The sequence below is a fragment of the Streptomyces sp. NPDC050433 genome, assembly GCF_044458565.1.
Taxonomy (GTDB): domain Bacteria; phylum Actinomycetota; class Actinomycetes; order Streptomycetales; family Streptomycetaceae; genus Streptomyces.
The window spans coordinates 28,913-52,810 of sequence record NZ_JBITIB010000021.1 but is presented as its reverse complement, the minus strand read 5'-3'; the positions used below and the strand labels follow the sequence as shown (position 1 = coordinate 52,810).

The window sequence follows — 23,898 nt, the reverse complement described above, 5'->3', positions numbered from 1 at the left end:
CAGAATGTAGCGCACGGCGCACGTGCCCGTGTCCCCGGTTCACCAGTTGATAGACATCTGTGCGACTTCGTTTCCGAATGGCCGACCTTGGGGGAAACATTCCGGCCATGATTCCCTGGTCCAGGCCCTGTCCGGCGGACCCGCGAAGATCCGCCGGACAGGGCCTGGCGCAAGGCGAAGGCCCCGCTGCCACCAGGGCAGCGGGGCCTTCGCCTCACATGGGAACTGTGGAGATGGCGGGAATCGAACCCGCGTCCAACGGTGCGGAACCAGGGCTTCTCCGAGTGCAGTTCGCTACGTTGTTACTCGGCCCCGGAGGTCACGCGAACAAGCCTCCGACAGGCCCAGTCACTGTTTGATTTCCCACCGTGTCCCGTGACCGAACGCGATGGTTTAGTTCCCTAGTTGATGCCAGGATCCGGGTCGGGAACACCCCCGGGCTGACACTCCACGGAGTCTTCGCTAGCTGCTAATTAGGCAGCGAGGGCGAAGGTGGAGGAATCGCGCTTGGAATTGGCGATTATTGTTTGCGACATATGGTTAACGAGATCATTGCCGCTTCCTCGACTCGCTTCCCCTGCCTCGACATCCGCTGTCGAAACCGATCATCCCCATGTTGATTTTTCAAACGCCGTCCCTGCTCTGCGGGACAGGGACCATCGTACGTGACCAACGCGGGGCGCGGCCACCTTATTCCGCCCGTGCGGCGGTCAGGCCCGCTGGCGACGGCGCGCGGCCGAGACCGCCCGGTCCGTCTCCCGCCGGTCCTGCTTCTCGCGGAGCGTCTGACGCTTGTCGTACTCCTTCTTGCCCTTCGCCAGCGCAATCTCGATCTTGGCCCGGCCGCCCTTGAAGTAGAGGGCCAGCGGCACGATCGTGTGGCCGGACTCGTTCGACTTCTGCTCCAGCTTGTCGATCTCGATCCGGTGCATCAGCAGCTTCCGCTTGCGCCGCGCCGAGTGGTTGGTCCAGGTGCCCTGGGTGTACTCGGGCACATGCACGTTGTGCAGCCATGCCTCGTGGTCGTCGATCTGTACGAAGCCGTCCGCCAGGGAGGCGCGTCCCTGGCGCAGCGACTTGACCTCGGTACCTGTCAGCACGAGACCGCATTCGTAGGTGTCCAGAATGAGGTAGTCGTGCCGCGCCTTCTTGTTCTGCGCGACCAGCTTGCGCCCGGTGTCCTTTTCCTTTGCCATAGTGCGTTCATTTTCGCACTACGACCCGCCCCCGAGGCCACTCAATACTGTGCGGGCCCGCTCCTGCGCCCGTTCGTCCACGACCAGATCGGGCGTGATGCCCTTGCCGTCCACCTTGTGACCGGCCGGTGTGCGGTAGTGCCCGACCGTCAGCTCGGCCACGGACCCGTCCGGCAGCCGGCTGGGCATCTGCACGGAACCCTTGCCGAAGGTGGGGGAACCGACCGTGATCGCCCGGCCACGGTCCTGGAGGGCGCCGGTGACCAGCTCGGCGGCGCTCATAGTGCCACCGTCGACGAGGGCCACCACGGGACGCTCGGTGTCGCCGCCCGGATCGGCGAACAGGGAACGCTGCTCACCGCGTATGTCGTACGTGGCGACCAGGCCGCCGTCGAGGAAGGCGGAGGCCGCCTGGACGGCCTCGGTGACCAGCCCGCCCGCGTTCCCCCGGAGGTCGAGCAGGACGCCCGTGCCCCTGGGCGCTTCCAGGACGGCGTCCCTGATCTGCTTGCCGCTGCCCTTCGTGAAGGCGGCCACCTTGATCACGAGCGCGCCGTCGGCGCCGGTGTCCAGCGTGACGGCGTCCGTACTGACGCTGGCCCGGCGCAGTGTCCGGGTCCACTCGTGGCCGCCGCGCGCCAGGCCGAGGACGACGGTGGTGCCCGCGGTGGCGTCCTGGGACCGGCCGGTGTCCTGGTCCTTGCCGTCGCCGCGCAGCAGCGCGACGACCTCGGTCACGGGACGCGGGCCCACCGGCTCACCGTCGATGGTGCGGATGATGTCGCCGGCCCTGATCCCGGCCAGGGCGGCGGGGCCGCCCGGCTGGACCCTGCTCGCCGCGATCCGGCCGTCGGCCAGCCGCTTGGCGGAGAGACCGACGCCGGTGTACTTGCCGTCGAGGGCCTGCTCGAATTCCTCGTACTCGCCCTTGTCGTAGACGGCGCCCCAGCGGTCACCGCTGCGGCTGACGACATCCTCGGCGGCCTCGGTGCCGGACTTGCCGTCGGCCATGGCCTCGGCAGCGGCCCGCGCGACCTCGTCCCTGTCGGCCGTGGAGGCGACGGGACGGCTGCTTATGCGGGCGGCCTCCTCGTCGGCGCGCGGCAGCGAGTCGGTGGCCGCGGCGGTCGCGAGCACGGTCGCGAAGACCAATGTCAGGGCCGCCCCGCGGTAGAACCCGTGGGGCCTGAGGCGATTTTCGTGGCCCGGCATGGCGACGAGTCTAGGACAACCCCCGGCGCCGCAAAGCGGCTTGGCGAGACGACGCCAGGGGTCATTGTCACACCTTGAGGTACTTGCGAAGCGCGACCGAAGCGGCAACGGCCGGCATGAGCAGACCGATCACCAACACCAGCGGCAGGATGGCCAGTACGGCGTCCCAGCCGATGAAGTTGATGAGCTGCATCTTCTCTTCGAGCGCGATCCCGCCGTCGATCAGGAAGTAACGCCCGGCCAGGAGCAGTACGCAGGCGACGACACCGCCGATCAGCCCGGCGAACGCGGCCTCCATGATGAACGGCATCTGGATGTAGAAACTCGACGCGCCCACCAGCCGCATGATGCCAGTCTCCCGGCGTCTGCTGAACGCGGACACCCGGACGGTGTTCACGATCAGCATCAGCGCGATGACAAGCATCAGCGCCATCACTCCGAGCGCGGCGACATTCATGCCCTGCATCAGATTGAACAGGTTCTCAAGGATGTTGCGCTGGTCCGCGACGGACTGCACACCGTCCCTGCCCTCGAAGGCGGTCGCCACCACCTTGTACTTCTCCGGGTCCTTGAGCTTGACGCGGAGCGATTCCTGCATCTGGTCGGGGGTGATCATCCCGGCGATGGGGGTCTCGCCGTACTGCTCGCGATAGTGCTCGTACGCCTCGTCGGCACTCTCGTGATAGACGTCGTCGACGATGTCCATCTTGTCGAGATCGGCCTCGATGGCCTTCCGCTGCTCGACGGTGGCGGGGCCCTTCTCGCACTTCTCGGTGGTCTCGGCGTCACCCTTGTTGCACAGGAAGATCGAGACGTTGACCTTGTCGTACCAGAAGTCCTTCATCACGCTGACCTGCTCGCGCATGAGCAGTGCGCCACCGAACAGCGCGAGCGAGAGGGCTACGGAAATGATGACGGCGAACGTCATCGTCAGATTTCGGCGGAGACCGACGCCGATCTCCGACAGGACGAACTGGGCGCGCATGGCGTCCTTTCAGCTTTCGATGCTCTTCGCGTTGCTCAGTGCTGGTAGCCGTAGACGCCTCGCGCCTGGTCTCGCACGAGACGGCCCTTTTCGAGCTCGATCACACGCTTGCGCATCTGGTCGACGATGTTCTGGTCGTGCGTCGCCATCACGACAGTGGTGCCGGTGCGGTTGATGCGGTCCAGCAGCTTCATGATGCCGACGGAGGTCTGCGGGTCGAGGTTGCCCGTCGGCTCGTCCGCGATCAGCAGCATGGGGCGGTTGACGAAGGCCCGTGCGATCGCGACGCGTTGCTGCTCACCACCGGAGAGCTCGCCGGGCATCCGGTCCTCCTTGCCGCCGAGTCCGACGAGATCGAGGACCTGGGGGACGGATTTGCGGGTCTCGCCGCGGGACTTGCCGATGACCTCCTGCGCGAAGGCGACGTTCTGCGCGACGGTCTTGTTCGGCAGGAGGCGGAAGTCCTGGAAGACCGTGCCGAGTTGACGGCGCATGCTCGGTACCTTCCAGTTCGACAGCCGCGCGAGGTCCTTGCCGAGGACATGCACCATGCCGTGGCTGGCGCGCTCCTCACGCAGGACCAGGCGCAGGAAGGTCGACTTGCCGGAGCCCGACGAGCCCACCAGGAAGACGAATTCCCCCTTCTCGATGTCGAGGGACACATCGCGCAGGGCGGGTCGGTTCTGCTTCGGGTAGGTCTTGGAGACGTTGTCGAATCGGATCACGGGTGCACCACGGTCGGCCGGGAGTAGGTGAGCGAGACCTTACGCGAACCCGCCGGGGGCGCGCAGTCGGCCGCCGGGGTTGGTCCGCGCTTGGGTGATTTATCACGGATGGCGGCCGGTCGCCACCGGGGACGAACCTGCCTCAATCGGACGGGGCGCGCCGAATCGAGCGGGAGCTGGCACAGTGGTACGGGGAACGGTCGCGTTTCCCGGAGCGTTGGGCGCAGAGACGGTGCCGACGGCTCCGCGGCGCGGGAGGAGAAGAGCGCATGACCTTTGATCGGCTGGTGTGCGCCAACTGCGCGGGACCCGTCAGTGAGGGCCGGTGCCATGTCTGCCGTGCGAACCGGCAGCGGCTGGAGCAGGAGGGCCCCTTCGGCGGCCTGAGCCCGGTGGCACTGCTGACCCTGCTGGTGGTGCTGATAGCGGCGGTGGCGCTGGTGGCCGTGGGGCATCAGACGGCCTGAGCCGTCTGCCGAGTACCCAGAAGGGCCCGTACACCGATTTCGGTGTACGGGCCCTTCTTTACGTACGGAGTGCCTTGCGCTCAGGTGCCTCAGGCGGCCGTGGCGCGGCTGCCGACCAGACGCGGGAGCATCCGGAAGCCGACGCCACCGGCGATCATGGTCGCGGCACCGATGATCAGGAACGTGGTCTCGGCGGCGCCGGTCTCCGCCAGCTCCTCCTTGGCCTCACCCTGCTCGACCGGCTGCGAACCGGCGTTGTCGGTGTCCGTGCCGCCGGTGACGTCCGTGCCGCCGGTCTGGCCCTCGTCGGTGCCACCGCTCTGGCCCTCGGTGGCGCCGTCGCTGGTGCTGCCGCCGTCGGTGCCCTCGGAGGTGCCTTCGCTGGTGCCCTCGGAGGTGCCCTCCGACGTACCCTCGCTGGTCCCCTCGGACGTGCCCTCGCTGGTGCCCTCCGAGGTGCCCTCGGACGTACCTTCGGAGGTGCCTTCGCTGGTGCCCTCGGAGGTGCCCTCCGACGTACCCTCGCTGGTCCCCTCGGACGTGCCCTCGGAGGTGCCTTCGCTGGTGCCCTCGGAGGTGCCCTCCGACGTACCCTCGCTGGTCCCCTCGGACGTGCCCTCGCTGGTGCCCTCCGTGACGCCGACGACGGTGTTGCCGCCGTTGTTGCCCTCGGAGGTGCCTTCTGTGTTACCGGAGCCGAGGCCGAGGCCGACGTCCAGGCCGTCCTCGTTGACATCCGCGTTGGCGCTCAGGCCACCGACGTTGACATCGATGCCGACTGCCGAAGCGGCGCCCGCGGCGGTCAGCGAAGCACCGGCGGCGATCACGGCGCCGGCGGCTATCCGCGCTACGCGAATCCGCGTCTTCTTGGTCATGTGCTTGCTACCCCCAGTAGCTGATCGTGAGTGGTGCAGCGTCCGGGGCCGGTCAGTTGAGGGTCCGTGTGCGCGGGTCCCCTGATCACACGCGCCCCAGAAATACGCATGCCGCGCGTCACCATTCCGAGTTTTCGCATAAGCGTCAAGGCCGTTGCGCGTGCGATGCCCGGATTAAAGCCAGTTGTCCACCGAGCGAGGGGTAACTGTGACATAAACGAGAACTACCGCTTCCCGAACGGCAGTTCCTTTGTCGACAAAGCGAGTCCCTTGCCAGAGCGCCCAGTTGGGCTCTGACAAGGGACGGAACCGCCGGGAACCGCTTTCGTGAACCGCTTAACGCTCCTGCTGCTTGCGCCAGCGAATTCCGGCCTCCAGGAAGCCGTCGATCTCGCCGTCGAGCACGCTCTGGGGATTACCCACCTCGAACTCCGTACGGAGGTCCTTGACCATCTGGTACGGATGCAGGACGTACGAACGCATCTGATTGCCCCACGAGTTGCCGCCGTCGCCCTTGAGGGCGTCCATCTTGGCCTGCTCCTCCTGGCGGCGGCGCTCCAGCAGCTTCGCCTGAAGGACGTTCATGGCGCTGGCCTTGTTCTGGATCTGCGACCGCTCGTTCTGGCACGAGACGACGATGCCGGTGGGGATGTGCGTGATCCGGACCGCGGAGTCCGTGGTGTTGACGCCCTGGCCGCCGGGGCCCGACGCGCGGTAGACGTCCACGCGCAGCTCGGTCTCGTCGATCTCGACGTGGTCGCTGGACTCGACGACGGGAAGCACCTCGACGCCCGCGAACGACGTCTGGCGGCGCCCCTGGTTGTCGAACGGCGAGATACGGACCAGCCGGTGGGTGCCCTGCTCGACGGAGAGCGTGCCGTAGGCGTACGGCGCCTTGACGACGAAGGTGGTCGACTTGATGCCGGCCTCCTCCGCGTACGACGTCTCGTAGACCTCGGTCGGGTAGTCGTGCCGCTCCGCCCAGCGGACGTACATGCGCTGGAGCTGCTCGGCGAAGTCCGCCGCGTCGACGCCGCCGGCCTCGGCGCGGATGTTGACGAGCGCCTGGCGCTCGTCGTACTCGCCGGACAGGAGCGTACGGACCTCCATCTCGTCGAGCGCCTTCTTCACGGAGGCCAGCTCGGACTCGGCCTCGGTGCGGGCGTCGGCGTCGTCCTCGCTCTCGGCCAGCTCGAAAAGCACCTCGACGTCGTCGATGCGGCTCCTGAGCGCCTGGGTCTTGCGCAGCTCGGCCTGGAGGTGCGACAGCTTGCTGGTGATCTTCTGCGCCGCCTCCGGGTCGTCCCAGAGGGACGGCGCCGCCGCCTGGTCCTCCAGGACGGCGATCTCGGCCCTCATGTTGTCGAGGTCAAGGACGGCCTCGATCGACCCCATGGTCGAGGAGAGGGACTTCAGCTCTTCGGATACATCGACGACTGCCACGCACCCAGCCTAACGGCTGACCGGTGAAACCCCGCCGCCGCTCCCGGCGCACCTCCCGGCGACCGGACGCCGGGCCCGCCGCCAGTCCCTACGGGACGGGCGGCGCGGACGTGGTCGTGCCGCCGGGGACGGCCTCCGCGCCCTCGCTGCTCGTCGCCAGCCAGCCGCCGACGCCGAGGACGGCGATCAGCAGGACGGCCGTCACGCCCAGCGTGATACGGCGCTTACGCACCGCCTCCGCCTTGTGCCGTGCCGATCCGGGTCTGCGCTGGCCGGCCGCGCGCGGGGCCCTGGCCGTGCCGCGCGCACCCCCCGCCAGCTCGTCGGGGGCCGGGACGCGCATGCTCGTGTGGGTGTCCCGGTTGGAGTCGGGGGCCGCTCCCGGCACGAGCGGGACGGCGCCGCGGCGGCGCGGCTGCTCGGCCGCCGCCGACTGCGCGGCGTCGCTGTCCGCGTACGCCCGCTCCTCCTCGGCGGGTTCGGTGCCGGGCTCGTCCACCTCCAGGGAGGGGATGCCGGCGAGCTGCGGAAGCTGCTCGCGGAGCCGGGCGGCCAGCTCGGAGGCGCGCAGCCGGGAGGCCGGGGCCTTGGCCAGGCACTGGACGAGGAGCTGCCACAGCTCGTCGGGGATGCCGGGCAGCGGCACGACGGTCTCGGTGACATGGCGGCGCAGGACGGCTCCGGGGTGGCCGCCGCCGAAGGGCGTGAAGCCGGCGAGGAGTTCGTACAGGACCGTCGCGAGCGCGTAGATGTCGACGGCGGCGCGCGGTGGCAGGCCCTCGACGATCTCGGGCGCCAGATAGTCGGGGGTGCCGATGATCCTGGTCGCCTTCGTACGGCGGGGGGTGTCGATCAGCTTGGCGACGCCGAAGTCGGTGAGCAGCGCGGGGTGGGAGCCGCCGGGGCCGATCGGGCCCTCCATGTCGAGCAGGATGTTCTCCGGCTTGACGTCGCGGTGGACGACACCGGCGGCGTGCGCGGCGGCGAGGCCGTCGGCGACATCGGCGACGACGGCGACCGCGGCCTCGGGGGCGAGCCGGCGCTCGCGGTCGAGCCGGGTCCGCAGGTCGGTGCCGCGCACCAGCTCCATGACGAGAGCCAGGTCGTTGCCGTCGACGACGAGGTCGCGGACGGCGACCACGCGCGGGTGGTCGAGCCCGAGCAGCGCGGTGCGCTCCTGGACGAAGCGCCCGACCAGTTCCTGGTCGGAGGCGAGGTCCTCGCGCAACAGCTTGATGGCGACGGGCCCTTCGGGCCCCTCACCGAGCCACACCGTGCCGGCGCTGCCCCGCCCCAGGATCTGATGGGCGGTGTACCGGCTGCCGATATTCCGTGCCAAGACTGCTCCCTCAGCGGCTGGCTTTGCCCATCAAAGTACGCGGGTATCGGGGAGTTGAGTGCCCGATACCGCGTCAACGTTCACTTCTACGGGGGAATTGATCCCGCGGAAATCGACAAATCAGTTGGCGGAGGGGTCCGTTCCGGAGCCGGATCCGGGGTCCGTGCCGCCGAGGTCCGAGACCCAGCCCGTCACGGTGTTGTAGGTGTCCTTGATCGCTTCCCAGTAGCTCTGGCCCTGGCCGATCCAGTCCTGGAGCGGGGTCAGCTCCCAGATGAGCCAGCCGGCGACAAAGAGCAGGACGAGCGTGAACAGACAGCCCTTGAGGCAGCCGAGGCCGGGGATCCGCATCGGGTTGGCACTGCGCTGGCGGGGCTGACGCGGCGCGGGCGGCTGGGGCTGCTGGGGTGCCGGCTGCTGCGGCGGCGCGTACCGCTGCTGCGGGGGCGGTGCGTAACGCTGCTGCTGGGGCTGCTGAGGCGGGTACGGCTGCGGGGCCTGCTGGCGCTGCTGCTGGTACGGCGGGGGCTGCTGGCCCTGGGGCCGCTGGGCCCGGCGCCTGAGCGGGTCCTGGCTGGGGTCCAGATACTGGACCTGGGTCTGTTCGTTGCGGTCCCGCGCCTGCCTGAGCTGGTTCTGCCAGGGGTGCGGGTCCTCGGGGCCGCCCGGAGGACCGGCCGGGCCGGTCGGCATGACCGATGTCGCGTCGGCCGCGCCCGGCGGGCCGCCCGGCGCGTTCGTCGGCAGGACGCTGGTGGCGGCGGCAGGGTCGTACGATCCCGCGTTGCTCGGCAGGACCTGGGTCGGATCGGCGGCGCCGGGCTCACCCGGCACGGTGGCGGGCGACGGATCGGGCGCCAGCAGGGCTCCCACTCCCATCGCCGCGTTGACCTGGGCGGAGTTCGCGTGCACGCCGATACCGGCGGCGACGGTGCGCAGGGCGCGGGCGAGGTTCACCGCGCTGGGCCGCTCGGCCGGCTCCTTACGGAGGCAGCGCTCCATGACTGTCCACAGCGGTTCGGGGACGGTGGACGGGCGGCGGGGCTCCTCGCTGAGGTGGCGGTGGAGCACCTCGAGGGCCGTTCCACCCGCGAACGGCGGACGGCCGGTGACCAGCTCGTACATCAGGATGCCGGCGCCGTAGATGTCGACGGCGGAGGTCTGCGGACGGCCTTCGGCGGACTCCGGCGCGACATAGGCGGGCGTGCCGACGAATTCGTGCGTCCGGGTCAGGCCCGGGGAGTCGGCGAGCCGGGCGATACCGAAGTCGGTGAGCATCGGGTGCAGCTGGTCGCCGTCGTCCTTCAGCAGGACGTTGGCGGGCTTCAGGTCGCGGTGTACGACGCCGTCGGCGTGGCTGGCGGCCAGCGCGTCGGCGATCTGGGCCGTCAGCAGCGAGGCCGCGACCGGGCTGAAGGGGCCGTTCTGCCGCAGGTAGTGGTGCAGGTCGGGGCCCTCGACCAGGTCCATGACGAGGGCGAGGAGGTCACCCTCGACGACCAGGTCACGGGTCCGCACGATGTTGGCGTGGGTCAGCCGGAGCAGGACGGAGCGCTCGCGCAGGAAGCGCATCACCACGTCCGCGTCGTTCGCCAGCTCCTCCTTGAGGACCTTGATCGCGACGGTCTCGCCGGGCTGCCCGGCCACGGCGGCCTCGGCGCCGGCGGTCTCCCGTTGACGGGCTCGCCAGACGGTGCCCGTGGCGCCGCGCCCGATGGGCTCCTCCAGGAGGTACTTGCTGCCTACCGGCCGCACGTCATGCGCTCCCTGCTGCTGGTGGTCCTTGCATGGCCCCGGGGACCGCCCGGGTGTCCGACCCACTTTAGAGGTCCCGCGCGGGTTCCCGTCGCGGTCATGTTCGAGAAGAGGACGCGCGCGTCCTCCTCATGGTTGCCACTCACGTGTACCCGCAGGAGCCACGGATGATCCCAACCCGCTCCCAACCACGCACTTTTGCACCCACAGCCGACTATTCAAGATCACTTACCCGTGGTCCGTGGGCGTGTTGTCGGTGGCAGGTGCGAAGATGCCATCCAGCACTCGATGTGTGGGGTCGTTCGCTCACCGTCCGTGCCGACCTGTACCGGACGATGTGTCGGTGCCGGGTGGGGGGATTCACACAGGGCAGCACCCCTGCCGGGCACCCCGCGCAGAAGGGACCGCTGACGGCGATGCAGATCCGGCTGACCGTCCTCGCGCCGCGCAGCGGCCATCCCGCGGGGCGCGCGTGCGACGTGCTCGTCACCGCCCCGGCGGGGACGGCGCTCGCCACCGTCGCCTCCGGTCTGGCCACGGCCGTCGCCGGCCCCGACATCTCGGGCGCCGTCGTGCTGTACGCGGGGCGGGAGCGGCTGGACGCGCACCGCCGCACCCTGGGCGAGCCACCGCTGGTGGACGGCGCGGTGCTGTCCCTCCAGGTCCCCGGCGAGGACGACGCGCCCGCCGACGACGTCCCGGCCCAGCTCCATGTGGTCGCGGGTCCGGACGCGGGCGGGGTCCATCTGCTGCACGGCGGGCGGGTCAGGATCGGCCGCTCGGCCGAGGCCGACGTACCGCTCGACGATCCGGACGTGTCGCGGCTGCACTGCGCGGTGACGGTGGCCGACGACGGCCATGTCTCGGTGGCGGACCTGCATTCCACGAACGGCACGACGCTCGAAGGCGTACGGGTCGGGTCCCGCCCGGTCCCGCTCCCGACGGGCGCCCTGCTCCGGCTGGGCGAGTCCGCGATGCGGCTCACCTCGGGCGGCCAGGCGCAGACCCTGGCGGCCACGCCGGACGGCGAGGGGCATCTGCGGGTCACCCGCGGGAAGGGCACGGAAGGCGGGACGGCCGCCGGGCGCGACGGCGCGGACCCGAAGGCGGGCTCCGGGTCGGGGACGTACGGCGGTCCTCGGTCCGGCGCGGACTCCGCCTCCTACGGAACGGGCGCCCCCGGAGGGCGGACGGTCCACGCGTACACGCACGGCGGTCACGGCGGCCCCTCGGTCACGCCGCGCGTGCCCGACCCGCGCACGCCCCGCTCGGACGCCGACACCCGGTACGGCGACGCGCTGTACGCGCCGGTGCCCGGCGCCGGCGGGCGCCCCGCGCACGACCGGGCCGACAGTGACGAGACGCACGGCGCGGCCGACGACGGCCCGCAGGGCCACAGCCGTACGCCCGGCTCCCGCCGGCAGGGCACGCCCACGCGCGGCACGGAGCTGCCGGACGGACCCGGCCGACGGCGCGGCGGCATAGGCGCCTGGGCCCGGCGGCTGGCCGGCACCCGCGACGAGGAGTTCCCCGGCGACGACGAGGGCGTCCCGGAGAGCACGTCACGCCCCTGGAGCCGCGCGCCCCTCGACGACACCTGGCCCGACCCCGCCTCCGTACTGATGACGGCGCTGGGCCCCGGACCCCGGCTCTGGGAGCGCGGCCCCGGCCACCCCGAATCGCTCGCCCTGCGCCTCGGCACGACGGAGCGCCCGTCGCCCGACGGATCGGGGTCGCTGCCCTCGGTCCCGGTGACGGTGAGCCTGCGTGAAGCCGGTTCGCTCGGTCTCGCGGGCCCCAGGGAGCGGCTGACGGGCCTCGCCAGGTCGGCGGTGGCGCAGCTCGCCGCGCTGCACTCGCCCGCCGATCTGGAGATCGTGCTGATCAGCGCCGACCGGACGAGAGGTGTGGAGCAGCGCAAGCGCGAGTGGGGCTGGCTCGGCTGGCTTCCGCATGTACGGCCGGCCCACGGCCAGGACTGCCGGCTGCTGCTCGCCTACGACCGGGACCAGGCCGCCGCCCGGCTGGGCGAGCTGACGCGCAGGCTGGGCGACGGGCCGCTCGGTACGGGCTGGGCGTCGGCCGACCACAGGTCCGTGGCGGAGGCCGCCGGGCGGTACGAGGGGACGGCCACCGTGGTCGTCGTGGACGGCGATCCCGGCTCGGCGGCGCTGCGCGAGACGGCCGCACGGCTGGCGGGCGCCGGTTCCGTGGCCGGTGTCCATGTGATCTGCCTCGCCGAGACTCCGGCGGCCTCGCCGCTCTCGCCGGTCGCCGCGACGTACGAGACGGCGTGCGCGGCCTCGGTCGCCTTCCGGGAGTGCGGGGCGGTGGCCCTGCTGAGCGGTGATGTGGCGACGGCGCTGCGGCTGCTCCGTACGGCGGTGGGGCAGCCCGCCGGGCACGGCACGGTCGCGACCGTGGACGCGGTGTCGCCGGCGTGGGCCGACCGTTTCGGCCGGGCGCTGGCCCCTCTCCGTACGGAGGCGGGCAGCGCCGCGTCGTCGGGCCGGAGCAGGCAGGCGACGGCGCTGCCCCGGTCGGCCAGGCTGCTGGACGAGCTGGGGCTGGCGCGGGCGACTCCCGCGTCGCTGATGGCCCGCTGGGCGGCGTCGGCGGCGGGCAGCACGACGGTGCTCGGCACGGGGCCGCACGGCCCGGTGACGGTGGACCTGGTGGAGGAGGGCCCGCATCTGCTGATCGAGGGGCCGCCGGGCAGCGGCCGTTCGGAGCTGCTGCGGGCCGTGGCGGCCTCCCTGGCGGCGGGTGGCCGCCCGGACAGGCTCGGTCTGCTGCTGGTGGACGGCGCGGGCGGTGAGCGCGGCGAGGGGCTGCTGGCCTGTACGGAGCTGCCGCATGTGACCGAGCACCTGGTGGCGTCCGACCCGGTCCTGATGCGGGAGTTCGCGCAGGCGCTGGGGGCGGAGCTGAAGCGCCGCGCGGAGGTGCTGGGGCGGCTGGACTTCGCGGAGTGGCACAACAGACGTGAGGTCGCGGAGCGGATGGTGGGCCAGCGGGCGCCGAGCCCGGCCGAGCAGCAGGTGGCGAACACGCGGATGCCCTCGCCGGGTGCTCAGGGCGCTCCGGGCGGCCGGGTGGGCGAGGGCAAGCAGCCGCCCTCCGGCGGCGGCACGGGCGCCACGGGCGCGGGCGGCACGGGTACGTCGGGCGGCGGCACCCTCAGACTGCGCCAGACCTCTTCCCGTACGCGCGGCGAGCCCGGCCCCGGCCCCGTCCTGCCCAGGCTCATCGTCCTCGTCGACGACTACGACGCCCTGGTCGCGCCCGCGCTGGGCAGTCCGGGCCGCCCGGCGGCCGGTTCGGTCGTACGGGCCCTGGAGGCGATCGCGCGCGACGGCGAGCGGCTCGGCGTCCATCTGGTCGCCACGTCCGCCCGCCCCGAGCGGACGTCGGAGACGGAGCTGGCGGGCCGGACCCGGCTGCGGGTGGTCCTGGACACACCGCCGGTCGCGCCCGCCCCGGACGATCCGCTGCCGGGCCGCGGCAGGCTCGGGCATCCGGACGGCCGGGTGACACCGTTCCAGGGCGGCCGGGTGACCGGCCGGATTCCGCGTACGGCGACACTGCGGCCCACGGTCGTCCCGCTGGAGTGGGAGCGCATGGGCGATCCGCCGGCCCGTCGGCCGGTGCGCGAGCTGGGCAACGGGCCGACGGATCTGGCGCTCCTCGCAAGTGCCCTGGAAAGGGCGGCCCGTTCGGTGTCCGCGATACCGGTGGGGCCGCTGGGGCGGGTCTGACGCCCTCCGTCGGGCCGGGGGTTCGGCGGGGCGTTCGGCCCGGTGCGCGACGCCTGACGGCCCCGTGCGCGGCGGCCGACGGCCCGGTGGCCGAAAGCGGACATCCTGAGGTCGGGGCCGGTTTTGGTCCAGACCTCGGCACCTCGCCGTGTCTTCACATCTCTGAAATTACCCCTACGTCCGTAAACGACGTCACGAGCCCATCACGATCTTCGAATTGAAGCCCAGAACAGTATTGCGGCCTGCGGTCGCGGCGCGTAGGACTTACCGCACGGGACATGGACGGCGTCGTCAGCTCGCTCGGGGCGCCGGTCCGCATGCGTAAACATGCGTCAAGATCCGCACGCTCGATGGAGAGACGGGGCAGTCATGCGTACAACTCTTAACGGCCGCAAGGCATTTGGAGCCGGTGCACGCTCAGCGGCACGGGGGTCACACAGAGCGGCGGTGGCGGCCCTGGTCGTCGGCGCCGTGGTGCTCACCGGCTGCAGTGGCGACTCCGACGACAAATCGGACGGTGGGAACGAGAGCAAGGAGCCCGCGTCCACGGTCGAACTGCCCAAGCTGGACGGCGAGAAGATCCAGGTCGCCGCGGTCTGGACCGGCCCCGAGCAGGCCAACTTCACCAAGGTCCTCGACGAGTTCGAGAAGCGGACCGGGGCGACGGTCACGTTCGTGCCCGCGCAGGACCCGATCGTCAACTTCCTCGGCACCAAGATCGCCGGCGGCAGCCCGCCCGACGTCGCGATGCTCCCGCAGGTCGGCGCGATCACGCAGGCCGTGGAGAAGAAGTGGGCCAAGCCCGTCGGCGCCGAGGCGAAGGCGGAGCTGGCGAAGAACTACGGCAAGGGCTGGCAGGACCTCGGCGCGGTCGACGGCGAGCAGTACGGCGTGTACTACAAGGCCGCCAACAAGTCGCTGGTCTGGTACAACAACACGGCCTTCGAGAACGCCGGCGCGGCCGAGCCCAAGACCTGGAAGGAACTCCTGACGACCGCCGACACGATCTCGGCGTCGGGTGTCACCCCGGTCTCCGTCGGCGGCGCCGACGGCTGGACGCTCACCGACTGGTTCGAGAACATCTACCTGTCGCAGGCCGGCCCGGAGAAGTACGACCAGCTGGCCAAGCACGAGATCAAGTGGACCGACCCGTCGGTGGCCACCGCGCTCACGACGCTCGCCGAGCTGTGGGGCAAGCCCGCCCTGATCGCCGGCGGCGCGGACGGCGCGCTCCAGACCGAGTTCCCCGCCTCCGTCACGCAGACCTTCACCGGCGGTGACGTGCCGAAGGCGAGCATGGTCTTCGCCGCCGACTTCGCCGGCGTGAACGTCGCCGAGGCCGGTGCCAAGGTCGGCACGGACGCCAAGGTCTTCCCCTTCCCGGCCGTGGGCGCCGACTCCCCCGTGGTGACCGGCGGCGACGCGGCCGTGGCGCTCACGGACAGCAAGGGCGCGCAGGCGCTGCTGACCTTCCTGGCGTCCACGGACGCCGCGAAGATCCAGGCGGAGCTGGGCGGCTTCATCTCCCCGAACAAGGCGCTGGACGTCAAGGCGTACCCGAGCGACGTGCAGCGTGACATCGCCAAGGCGCTCATCGACGCCGGTGACGACTTCCGCTTCGACATGTCGGACCAGATGCCGCAGTCGTTCGGCGGTACGCCCGGCAAGGGCGAGTGGAAGGCTCTCCAGGACTTCCTGAAGAACCCGAAGGACGTCAAGGGCGCTCAGCAGCAGCTGGAGTCGGACGCCGCCAAGGCCTACAAGAGCTGACGCGGTGAAGTCGGCGACAACAGGGGACACCGGCACCTCGGTGCCGGTGTCCCCGTCCCCCGCCAAGGGGAAGCGAAAGAGCGTGACAGGCACACGTAAAGGCCTCGCGGTGGCGTTCCTGCTGCCCGCGCTGGTCCTGCTGGGCGCGCTCGTGGTCTACCCGATCGGGTTCTCCGTCTACAGGTCGTTCTTCGACCAGTCCGGCGACAATTTCGCGGGCTTCGACAACTATGTGGAGATATTCACCGAGGACACCATCCGGACCGCGATCAAGAACAACTTGATCTGGGTGATCGTGGCCCCCACGGTCGCCACCGCCCTCGGTCTGATCTTCGCCGTACTCACCGAACGGGTGCGCTGGGGAACGGCGTTCAAGATGATCGTCTTCATGCCGATGGCGATCTCGATGCTCGCGTCGGGCATCATCTTCCGGCTGGTGTACGAGCAGGCCCCGGAGCGCGGCATCGCCAACGCCGTCGCCGTGGGCGTGCACGACACCTTCTCCGAATCGGCCGGCTACCCGAAGGCGCGCCCGCTGCCGGTGCATCCGCTGAAGGCCGGCGACGCCAAGGGCTCGTTCGTCACCAAGGCGCCCGTCTCGGCGGGCACTCCGGTGCTGATCCCGCTGGTGGGCGTGCCGGCCGACAAGATGCCGTCCGACGCCCAACCGGCCAAGGCCGCCAAGAGCGGCGGCGGCGAGATCACCGGCACCGCCTGGCTGGACTTCACCAAGGGCGGCGGCGGCAAGCCCAACGTCGTCGACGCCAAGGAACTGGGCCTGGGCGGCCTCAAGATCGAGGCGGTCAAGGACGGCAAGGTCGTCGCGTCGGCCAGTGCCGCGTCCGACGGTACGTTCACCCTGCCGGCGTCGGCCGACGGAGCCGTACTCCAGCTGCCCGAGAGCAACTTCAGGGAGCCGTACAACGGTGTGGACTGGCTCGGCCCGTCCCTCGTCACGCCCGCGATCATCGGCAGCTATCTGTGGATGTGGGCGGGCTTCGCGATGGTGCTGATCGGCGCCGGTCTGGCGAGCATGCCCCGTGAACTCCTGGAGGCCGCACGGGTCGACGGCGCGAACGAGTGGAACGTGTTCCGGCGGATCACCGTCCCGCTGCTCGCACCGGTCCTGGCCGTCGTCATGGTCACCCTGATGATCAATGTGCTGAAGATCTTCGATCTGGTGCTGATCATCGCGCCCGGCTCGGCCCAGGACGACGCGAACGTGCTGGCGCTCCAGCTCTACCGCTCGTCGTTCGGCACGGACGCGAACGTCGGCGTGGGCAGCGCGATCGCCGTATTCCTCCTGCTGCTCGTGATCCCGGTGATGCTCTTCAACATTCGCCGGATGCGGAAGGAGAACCGCCGATGAGTACGACGGACACAGCGGTCACGGCCAGCCGGCCGCTGCCCGCCGAGACGACGGTCAAGGCGAAGCAGTCCCTGCCGGCGCGGATCGCCGCGAAGGCGGGCGGCGGAATCGTCCAGGTCTTCCTCATCCTGGTCGCCCTGTTCTGGATGATGCCGACGATCGGTCTGCTGATCTCCTCACTGCGCGGCTCGTCGGACATCGCGGCGAGCGGCTGGTGGGAGGCGCTGACCAAGCCGGCGCAGCTGACCACCGAGAACTACTCGGAGCTGCTCGCCAACGACATCATCACCAACTCCCTCTGGTCCACGGTGATGATCACGGTCCCGTCGACGGTGCTGGTCGTGGTGATCGGCTCGCTCGCGGGATACGCCTTCGCGTGGATGGACTTCCCCGGCCGCGACTGGTGGTTCATGCTCGTCGTCGGTCTGCTGGTGGTCCCGGTCCAGGTCGCGCTCATCCCGGTCTCCGAACTCTTCGGCGAGATCGGGATCTTCGAGACGACCTTCGGCGTGATCATGTTCCACGTCGCGTTCGGACTTCCCTTCGCGATCTTCCTGTTGCGGAACTTCTTCGCGGAGATCCCCCGCGAACTCCTGGAGGCGGCCCGTCTCGACGGCGCGGGCGAGATCCGGCTGTTCACCCGTGTCGTGATGCCGCTCGGCGGTCCCGCGATCGCCTCGCTCGGCATCTTCCAGTTCCTCTGGGTCTGGAACGACATGCTGGTGGCCCTGATCTTCGCGGACTCCGAGTCCCCGCCGATCACGGTCGCACTCCAGCAGCAGGTACGGCAGTTCGGCAACAACATCGATGTGCTGGCGCCCGGCGCCTTCCTGTCGATGATCATCCCGCTGGCCGTGTTCTTCATGTTCCAGCGGCAGTTCGTCTCGGGAGTCATGGCGGGGGCGGTCAAGTAGGGCCACCTCGGGCACCCGTTCGACGGGAAAGTACACTAAAACGGGCGGGCCGGTTCAACTACCGGCCCGCCCGGCGTTTCTGTCCCCCGTATGCCACGTCTGGCGTAACCCGGTCACTCCATCGGCCGTTCCCGAGCCATGGCCCGGTTCAGCATCATCGTCCCCGCGTACAAGGTCCAGGCGTACTTGCAGGAGTGCCTGCGGTCGGTGCTCGACCAGACCTACGAGGATTTCGAACTCATCGCCGTGGACGACGGATCACCCGACGCCTGCGGGACGATCATCGACGAATTCGCCGCCGGCGACCGGCGTGTGACCGCCGTGCACCTGGCGGAGAACGAGGGCCTCGGCCCCGCCCGTAACGCCGGGATGGCACGGGCCACCGGTGACTACCTGATCTTTCTCGACGGCGACGACATCCTCACCCCCGGCGCGCTCCAGACCATCGCCGACCGGCTCAAGGAGACCGACGGCCCCGACGTCCTCGTCTACGACTACGCCCGTACGTACTGGTCCGGCGAGGTCGTCCGCAACATCCTCTCCGACCTGCTCGACGAGAGCGGCCCGGCCTCCTTCCGGCTCACCGACAGGCCGGACCTGTTGAGGGTGCTGATGGTCGTCTGGAACAAGGCCTACCGCCGCGAGTACATCGACCGCCAGGGCTTCGCCTTCCCGCCCGGCTACTACGAGGACACGCCCTGGACCTTCCCGGTCCTGATGGCCGCCGAGTCGATCACGACGCTCGACCGCGTCTGTGTGCACTACCGGCAGCGGCGCCAGGGCAACATCCTCTCCACCACCAGCCGCAGGCACTTCGACATCTTCGACCAGTACGACCGTGTCTTCGCCTTCATCGACTCACGGCCCGCCCTGGACGACTGGCGGCCCGTGCTGTTCCGGCGGATGCTCGACCACTTCTCCAAACTCGTCGCCGTACGGGGGCGGTTGCCGCGCCGCAGCCGCCCCGAGTTCTTCCGCCGGGCCCGCGCCCACCACCGCCGGCACCGCACTCCGGGCTCCGCGCCGCTGCTGCGGGCCCGGCTGCGGCACACGCTGCTGCGGTTCGGCGCGCACCGCACGTACCGCGCCCTGTGGACGGCGCAGCACGCGCAGATCGGCGCCCGCCGGGTCGCCACGGCCCTGGGCCGGGCCGTGCGCACCGGGGCGCTGCACCTGCACTACCGGATCCAACGGTGCCTGCCCGTACGGGAGAACAGGGCGGTCTTCGCCGCGTACGACGGCCGGGGTTACGCCTGCAACCCGGCGGCCATCGAGGAGAAGGTGCGCGAACTCGCCCCGCACATCGGCACGTCGTGGATCAGCCGCCCCGAGTACCACCACACCGTGCCCACCGGCACCCGCCGGCTGCGCCCCGGCAGCTTCGGCTACTGGACGGCGCTCGCCCGCGACAAGTACCTCGTGAACAACGTCAACTTCGACGGCCGCCTGGTCAAACGCCCCCGGCAGATCCTCCTCCAGACGCACCACGGCACCCCGCTCAAATCCATGGGCCTCGACCTCCAGGACCACCCGGCCGCCGCCCGCCGCACCGAGTTCGACCGCCTCCTCGCGGGCGCCGACCAGTGGGACTACTCCCTCTCCGCGAACCGCCACTCCACCCTCGTCTGGGAGAAGGCCTATCCGGCGGGCCACACGGCGCTGGAGTACGGCTATCCGCGCAACGACGTGTTCCAGCGGGCCACTTCGGCCGACGTCTACCGGCTGCGGGAGTCCCTGGGCATCCCGGAGGGCTTCACGGCCGTGCTGTACGCGCCCACCCAGCGCGACTACCGGCGCACCCCGTACGTCCCGCTGGACCTGGAACGCCTGGCCCAGGCGCTGGGCCCGCGCTTCGTGGTGCTGACGCGCGCCCACCACACGTACGAGGCCCCGCTGCCGCACACCCCGCACCCGCGCATCATCGACGTCTCCGGCCACCACCGGGTGGAGTCGCTGTGCCTGGCCGCCGACGCGCTCATCACGGACTACTCGTCGCTGATGTTCGACTACGTGAATCTGGACCGCCCCGTGGTCATCCACATCGACGACTGGGACGCGTACGAGGCGGCCCGCGGCACCTACTTCGACGTCCGGGCGTTCCCACCGGGCGCGGTGGCGCGCGACGAGGACGACCTGATCGACATCTTCACCACGGACCACTGGCGCGGCTCCCGCTCGGCCGAGCTGCGCGCGGCCTTCCGGGCGCGTTTCTGCCCGTACGACGACGGCCTGGCAGCCGAGCGGGTGGTCCGCCGCGTCTTCCTGGGCGAGACGACGGACCTGCCGACCCCGGTCCCCCTGGAGGCCCGCACGCCGGCGCCGTCTCCGCTGTCGCTGCCGGGCCAGCGCGGCGGACGGAACATGTCGGAGGCGAGGCGCTGAGCGCTCCACGCGTGGCTCGCGAGGATGCGGCCGTGGCCGCCGGGGCGTACCTCGCGGCCCCCGGCCGAATCGGCGTATCCGCAGGAACAACGCGACATCACGGGTACAAGATCGATCTACCCGACCACGAGACACCGGCCGGACAGCATCACCGCAGGCCGGAACAGCCCCAGACACTCACCCGAGTTTCCAGCATCCGAGTAATTCAGACCCACTGTGCCACCTCGAGCCGCATGGCCGTGGCGATGGTGTCCTCCTGCACGGCCTCCACCACAACGGGAGTGGTGAAGGTGCACAGATCCTCGTCCCAGTGGAATCCGTCGACGGTCGCTCGCAACCTGGTGATGCGGTCGAGCTCCACGTAGTCGGCGAAGTCGGAGGTGATGGAGGCGACCGACAGGCTGTAGGGGTCCAGGGCGTGCAGCCGGGCGACGGCGGCGACGGCCAGTTGACGCGCGGCCTCCATCTGCAGATGGCCCGGCACATGGTCCAGCGGATGGTCGAAGACGTGCGGGTGGCTGGTGTCCACCACCAACTGGCAGCCGAACCGTCCCGCGTCGGCGACGGGCTCGGTGACGAACACGTTCCGGGAGTCTCGCCGTCCCACGTGGGAGGGCTCGGCCGCCGTGAACCGCGGTAGCAGGAAGCCGGGGTGGTCGGGCGACTGCCGTCTGCTGCGCATGGCCTGGTAGGCGGCCTTGGACAGGATCAGCAGCCCGCCCTCTCCCCGCATCGCGGGCCGTCCGTCGACCTCGATCTCCCCGATGAAGGTGAAACCCTGCAGGCGGCCGGCCCTGTTGCGCCGGGTCCGCACGCTCACCTTGATCCGCGCGTTGGCCGGTCGCGAGCCGATGCGCAGTGATTCGAAGGCGGTGGTACGGAGGGTCAGGTTCCGGAAGATGAACGCGGAGCCCAGTTGCACTTCCAGGTGGCGGTGGGCGATCAGGACCCCGGCCTGACGCACCACTTCGATCATCAGGCTGAAGTCGTACAGCGGGAAGCTCTCCCCGATCATATGGGCGCGGGGGAGCTGTGCGGCGACGACGAAGGTGTCCTCGCCCGTCTCGGTCGAGTCGGTGACGAACACCTCGGCTATCGAGGCTCTGTGGACCAGGGCGCGTGGAACGGTCGCGTCGTAGCTCAGCTCCACATGGTCGTTCCCGGGTGGCACGGGGGCCGTCCCGGACGCGGGGGTGGAGACGGGTACGGCCATGGGGATCGGCGTGGGCGCATGCGAGGAAAGGGACGGGGACGCGGACATGGGGATGGTCATGGTCGGGGTCGATCCTTCCAGGGGGATAGCACGAGCGGTGTGCTGAACCTCGTCAAGGCCCTACGGCCGGTGCCGGGGTGATGACAGGCGGCCGGGACGGGAGCCGGGAGAGGAGCGCGTCGAGGCCGGCCGGGCCCGAGCGGGCCGCGACGACCCCGTCGGGCCGCAGATACACGCACCACGGGGTACCGGCTCCGCCCAGCGCGTCGCCCGTCTCCCGCGCCACGGCGAACCCGGCGCCGTCCTGCGGGAGATCGGCGGGAGCCGTGTCGGCAGGCTGGATCCACAGCACCCGCACGATGTCCCCGGTACCCCTCTCCCCCACGATCGCCGCGGCTCGCGCGGCGAGTTCCCCGGCGGCCAGGTCTCCGTGAACCAGCACGGTGTGCCGGCCGGCCGACAGGTGGGCGTGGAGCGACTCCGCCTCAGTGCCGTGCACCGGGGCGAGCGCCAGGTCGGGGGCGCGTCGGCCGAGCCGCAGTGCGCGCGGTACGGACGGGGCACCGTCGAGATCGGCCACCGCCGGGCTCCCGGAGTGGTCCAGGTCGAGCTGGGCGAGCAGGGGGATCACCTTCTTCTCCAGCAGGCCGGTGGCGGACAGCAGCCGCAGCACCGTGTTCCGCAGGAGCCGCGCCGCCGGATTGCGCAGCAGCCACATCCGGGTCTGCTGATCACCGTTCGCGACCGCCCTGACGGACGCCGGGCGGCGTTCCGCCTCGAAGCTGTCGAGCAGCGCCGGATCAGTGCCGCGTACGACGCTCGCGAGTTTCCAGCCCACGTCGTAGCCGTCCTGGACCCCCGTGTTGAGTCCCTGGCCGCCGGCGGTGGTGTGGGCGTGCACCGCGTCGCCCGCCAGCAGCACCGGGCCCTCCCGGAACCGGGGGGCGACCTTGGCGTGCACAAGGAAGCGGCTGGCCCACCAGGTGCCGTGCAGGCGCAGCCCGCCCGGGCCGCGTTCGTCGAGGAGCCGCTGCAGCAACTCCTCGGAGGGCGATTCGGTCTGCCCGTCCGGCTCCATGTCGAAGAAGACGCGGTGGCCGTCGGGCTGGGGGACGATGACCAGTACGCCGTCCGGTGCGACGTGGTGCTGCACCTCGGCCTCGGCGGGCACGCCCTCCAGCCGGCCGTCCCCGATCAGGAACATACGGTCGAAGGTGTGGCCCTCGAAGGGGATGCCGACGCTGTCGCGCACGAGGCTGCGGGCGCCGTCGGCGGCGATCAGCCAGGACACCGTGAGGGTCTCCTCGCCACGGGCCGAGCACAGCGTCACTGTCGCCGACTCCGCGGGGCCGCCACTGTTCACGGTGACCGCCGTGACCTCGGTCTCCCACTCGACGGTGCCGCCCAGTTCCGTCAGCCGGGCGTGCAGCGCCCGCTCGGTCACCGGCTGCGGTACGCAGAGGGGGCCGGGGAAGGCGGTGCCCGTCAGCCCGCCGAAGCGCGCCCCGGCGAGGCGCCGGCCGTTCGACCAGTACGACGCCCCGGTCAGCGGCAGCGCCGTCTCGGCGATCTTCTCGGCGACGCCGAGGCGGTGCAGGCACTCCAGGGCGCCGCTCCACAGCACCAGCCCCTTGGGGGCGATGCCGGGACCCGGGCGCCGGTCGACGACGCGGCAGGGCACCCCGAGGTCCCGCAACACGGCGGCGGCGGTGAGCCCGGTGGGCCCGGCGCCGACGACCAGAACCGGAACGGTCATCTCAGCTCACCTCTCGCGGCGTCGGCGGCCATGGCCAGGGGGCGGTCGAGCAACGCCGAGATCTCACGGACGGCGCCGTCGGTGTCGGCGAACCGCACGGAACAGATGCCGAGTTCGGCCGCGGCTACGCAGTTCTCCTCGGTGTCGTCGACGAACAGGCAGCGCTGCGGGGTGGTGCCGAGCCGTTCGAGCAGGATCCGGTAGATGGCCGGGTCGGGTTTGCGTACGCCTTCCCGGTGCGAGTCCACGACGACATCGAAGAGTTCGTCGACGGGGAGCTGGGCGCGCCACAGCGGTTCCCACTCGCGGACGTTGTTGGTGAGCAGGGCGAGCCGGTACCCGTCGCCGCGCAGGCCGCGCAGGAACTCCATGAACGGCTCGTTGGAGCGTCGGCCGCGGAACCACAGCTCACCGAAGCTCCGCCCGTCCGCCAGGATGCGGCCCGCGTCCGGGGGGAGTTCGGCCAGGATCCGGTCCACCATCTGGCGCTCCGTGATCACGCCGGTCTCCAGTGCCGCCATCGGCATCTCCCCGTGGCGTTCCGCCGACGCCAGGAGCGCCTGGGCGAGGTCGCCCGCGTCGATCCCGGCCAGTTCGGCGAAAGCGGCGAAGGTCTCCACGAGCGGGTTCGTCAGCACGCCCCCGTAGTCGACGACGATCGTGTCGAAGGCCATGTCGTTCCCTTCTCCCAACACGACGCGGCGTACCGACCGCGACCGTGGCCCGAACGGTTGAGTGC

General features: G+C 70.7%; 17 protein-coding genes and 1 other RNA gene. 6 read left to right on the top strand and 12 right to left on the bottom strand.

Annotated features, from left to right (window positions below; all coding sequences use genetic code 11):
* Positions 1-225: 225 nt before the first annotated feature.
* The 5 genes from ssrA to ftsE form a co-directional block, all read right to left on the bottom strand.
* Positions 226-613, bottom strand: a transfer-messenger RNA (tmRNA) gene (ssrA, locus tag ACIBLA_RS24740).
* A 97-nt stretch (positions 614-710) separates the two neighbouring features.
* Positions 711-1,196 (bottom strand): SsrA-binding protein SmpB, encoded by a 486-nt coding sequence (gene smpB / locus ACIBLA_RS24735; RefSeq protein ID WP_363243773.1) that lies wholly within the window; start codon positions 1,194-1,196, stop codon positions 711-713.
* Positions 1,197-1,214: 18 nt separating this feature from the next.
* Positions 1,215-2,408 (bottom strand): S41 family peptidase, encoded by a 1,194-nt coding sequence (locus ACIBLA_RS24730; RefSeq protein WP_399199899.1) that lies wholly within the window; start codon positions 2,406-2,408, stop codon positions 1,215-1,217.
* A gap of 67 nt (positions 2,409-2,475) precedes the next feature.
* Complete coding sequence (ftsX, locus tag ACIBLA_RS24725) at positions 2,476-3,393, bottom strand: permease-like cell division protein FtsX (protein ID WP_363243775.1); 918 nt, start codon at positions 3,391-3,393, stop codon at positions 2,476-2,478.
* A gap of 35 nt (positions 3,394-3,428) precedes the next feature.
* Positions 3,429-4,118, bottom strand: coding sequence for a cell division ATP-binding protein FtsE (gene ftsE / locus ACIBLA_RS24720; RefSeq protein ID WP_078077079.1), 690 nt, complete (start codon positions 4,116-4,118; stop codon positions 3,429-3,431).
* A gap of 269 nt (positions 4,119-4,387) precedes the next feature.
* Here ftsE and ACIBLA_RS24715 point away from each other — a divergent pair, with 269 nt between their 5' ends.
* Positions 4,388-4,585: a hypothetical protein gene (locus tag ACIBLA_RS24715; protein ID WP_023541382.1), complete on the top strand. Its 198-nt coding sequence runs from the start codon at positions 4,388-4,390 to the stop codon at positions 4,583-4,585.
* An 89-nt stretch (positions 4,586-4,674) separates the two neighbouring features.
* On the opposite strand, the gene ACIBLA_RS24710 is transcribed toward ACIBLA_RS24715, so the two are convergent.
* From ACIBLA_RS24710 to ACIBLA_RS24695, 4 genes are all read right to left on the bottom strand, one after another.
* Positions 4,675-5,460 carry a hypothetical protein gene (locus tag ACIBLA_RS24710; protein WP_399199898.1) on the bottom strand — a complete coding sequence of 262 codons (786 nt, stop codon included), beginning with the start codon at positions 5,458-5,460 and terminating at the stop codon, positions 4,675-4,677.
* 336 nt (positions 5,461-5,796) lie between these two features.
* Positions 5,797-6,903, bottom strand: coding sequence for a peptide chain release factor 2 (gene prfB / locus ACIBLA_RS24705; RefSeq protein WP_363243777.1), 1,107 nt, complete (start codon positions 6,901-6,903; stop codon positions 5,797-5,799).
* Positions 6,904-6,991: 88 nt separating this feature from the next.
* On the bottom strand, positions 6,992-8,242 hold the full coding sequence (locus ACIBLA_RS24700; RefSeq protein ID WP_399199896.1) for a serine/threonine-protein kinase: 1,251 nt from the start codon (positions 8,240-8,242) through the stop codon (positions 6,992-6,994).
* 120 nt (positions 8,243-8,362) lie between these two features.
* Positions 8,363-9,997: a serine/threonine-protein kinase gene (locus ACIBLA_RS24695; protein WP_363243779.1), complete on the bottom strand. Its 1,635-nt coding sequence runs from the start codon at positions 9,995-9,997 to the stop codon at positions 8,363-8,365.
* Between the two features lie 416 nt (positions 9,998-10,413).
* Here ACIBLA_RS24695 and ACIBLA_RS24690 point away from each other — a divergent pair, with 416 nt between their 5' ends.
* The 5 genes from ACIBLA_RS24690 to ACIBLA_RS24670 all read left to right on the top strand — a co-directional run bounded on the left by ACIBLA_RS24690 (position 10,414) and on the right by ACIBLA_RS24670 (position 20,190).
* Entirely contained in the window at positions 10,414-13,755 is a 3,342-nt protein-coding gene (locus tag ACIBLA_RS24690) for an FHA domain-containing protein (protein WP_399199958.1), read from the top strand.
* A gap of 369 nt (positions 13,756-14,124) precedes the next feature.
* Positions 14,125-15,525: an ABC transporter substrate-binding protein gene (locus ACIBLA_RS24685; protein WP_363243780.1), complete on the top strand. Its 1,401-nt coding sequence runs from the start codon at positions 14,125-14,127 to the stop codon at positions 15,523-15,525.
* A 4-nt stretch (positions 15,526-15,529) separates the two neighbouring features.
* A complete protein-coding gene (locus ACIBLA_RS24680) occupies positions 15,530-16,894 on the top strand; it encodes a carbohydrate ABC transporter permease (RefSeq protein ID WP_399199895.1) in 1,365 nt (454 codons plus the stop codon).
* Positions 16,891-17,808, top strand: a complete 918-nt coding sequence (locus ACIBLA_RS24675) for a carbohydrate ABC transporter permease (protein ID WP_399199894.1) — start codon at positions 16,891-16,893, stop codon at positions 17,806-17,808. The genes ACIBLA_RS24680 and ACIBLA_RS24675 overlap by 4 nt, the downstream gene beginning before the upstream one ends.
* A 138-nt stretch (positions 17,809-17,946) precedes the next feature.
* Positions 17,947-20,190, top strand: a complete 2,244-nt coding sequence (locus ACIBLA_RS24670; protein ID WP_399199892.1) for a CDP-glycerol glycerophosphotransferase family protein — start codon at positions 17,947-17,949, stop codon at positions 20,188-20,190.
* A 205-nt stretch (positions 20,191-20,395) separates the two neighbouring features.
* On the opposite strand, the gene ACIBLA_RS24665 is transcribed toward ACIBLA_RS24670, so the two are convergent.
* Genes ACIBLA_RS24665 through ACIBLA_RS24655 form a run of 3 tightly spaced genes read right to left on the bottom strand, consistent with a single transcriptional unit; the run spans position 20,396 to position 23,833 of the window.
* Complete coding sequence (locus ACIBLA_RS24665) at positions 20,396-21,463, bottom strand: ScbA/BarX family gamma-butyrolactone biosynthesis protein (RefSeq protein WP_363243783.1); 1,068 nt, start codon at positions 21,461-21,463, stop codon at positions 20,396-20,398.
* 52 nt (positions 21,464-21,515) lie between these two features.
* Positions 21,516-23,159 carry an FAD-dependent monooxygenase gene (locus tag ACIBLA_RS24660; RefSeq protein WP_363243784.1) on the bottom strand — a complete coding sequence of 548 codons (1,644 nt, stop codon included), beginning with the start codon at positions 23,157-23,159 and terminating at the stop codon, positions 21,516-21,518.
* Entirely contained in the window at positions 23,156-23,833 is a 678-nt protein-coding gene (locus ACIBLA_RS24655) for an HAD family phosphatase (protein WP_363243785.1), read from the bottom strand. Before ACIBLA_RS24655 ends, ACIBLA_RS24660 begins: the two co-directional genes overlap by 4 nt.
* Positions 23,834-23,898: the final 65 nt, after the last annotated feature.

What these genes read in the sequence shown, in the direction of transcription:
- smpB (WP_363243773.1), bottom strand. Translation starts at nt 1,196, where the DNA reads ATGGCAAAGGAAAAGGACACCGGGCGCAAGCTGGTCGCGCAGAACAAG.
- ACIBLA_RS24730 (WP_399199899.1), bottom strand. Translation starts at nt 2,408, where the DNA reads ATGCCGGGCCACGAAAATCGCCTCAGGCCCCACGGGTTCTACCGCGGG.
- ACIBLA_RS24665 (WP_363243783.1), bottom strand. Translation starts at nt 21,463, where the DNA reads ATGACCATCCCCATGTCCGCGTCCCCGTCCCTTTCCTCGCATGCGCCC.
- ftsX (WP_363243775.1), bottom strand. Translation starts at nt 3,393, where the DNA reads ATGCGCGCCCAGTTCGTCCTGTCGGAGATCGGCGTCGGTCTCCGCCGA.
- ACIBLA_RS24655 (WP_363243785.1), bottom strand. Translation starts at nt 23,833, where the DNA reads ATGGCCTTCGACACGATCGTCGTCGACTACGGGGGCGTGCTGACGAAC.
- ACIBLA_RS24690 (WP_399199958.1), top strand. Translation starts at nt 10,414, where the DNA reads ATGCAGATCCGGCTGACCGTCCTCGCGCCGCGCAGCGGCCATCCCGCG.
- ACIBLA_RS24715 (WP_023541382.1), top strand. Translation starts at nt 4,388, where the DNA reads ATGACCTTTGATCGGCTGGTGTGCGCCAACTGCGCGGGACCCGTCAGT.
- ACIBLA_RS24660 (WP_363243784.1), bottom strand. Translation starts at nt 23,159, where the DNA reads ATGACCGTTCCGGTTCTGGTCGTCGGCGCCGGGCCCACCGGGCTCACC.
- ACIBLA_RS24710 (WP_399199898.1), bottom strand. Translation starts at nt 5,460, where the DNA reads ATGACCAAGAAGACGCGGATTCGCGTAGCGCGGATAGCCGCCGGCGCC.
- ACIBLA_RS24670 (WP_399199892.1), top strand. Translation starts at nt 17,947, where the DNA reads ATGGCCCGGTTCAGCATCATCGTCCCCGCGTACAAGGTCCAGGCGTAC.
- ACIBLA_RS24685 (WP_363243780.1), top strand. Translation starts at nt 14,125, where the DNA reads ATGCGTACAACTCTTAACGGCCGCAAGGCATTTGGAGCCGGTGCACGC.
- ACIBLA_RS24675 (WP_399199894.1), top strand. Translation starts at nt 16,891, where the DNA reads ATGAGTACGACGGACACAGCGGTCACGGCCAGCCGGCCGCTGCCCGCC.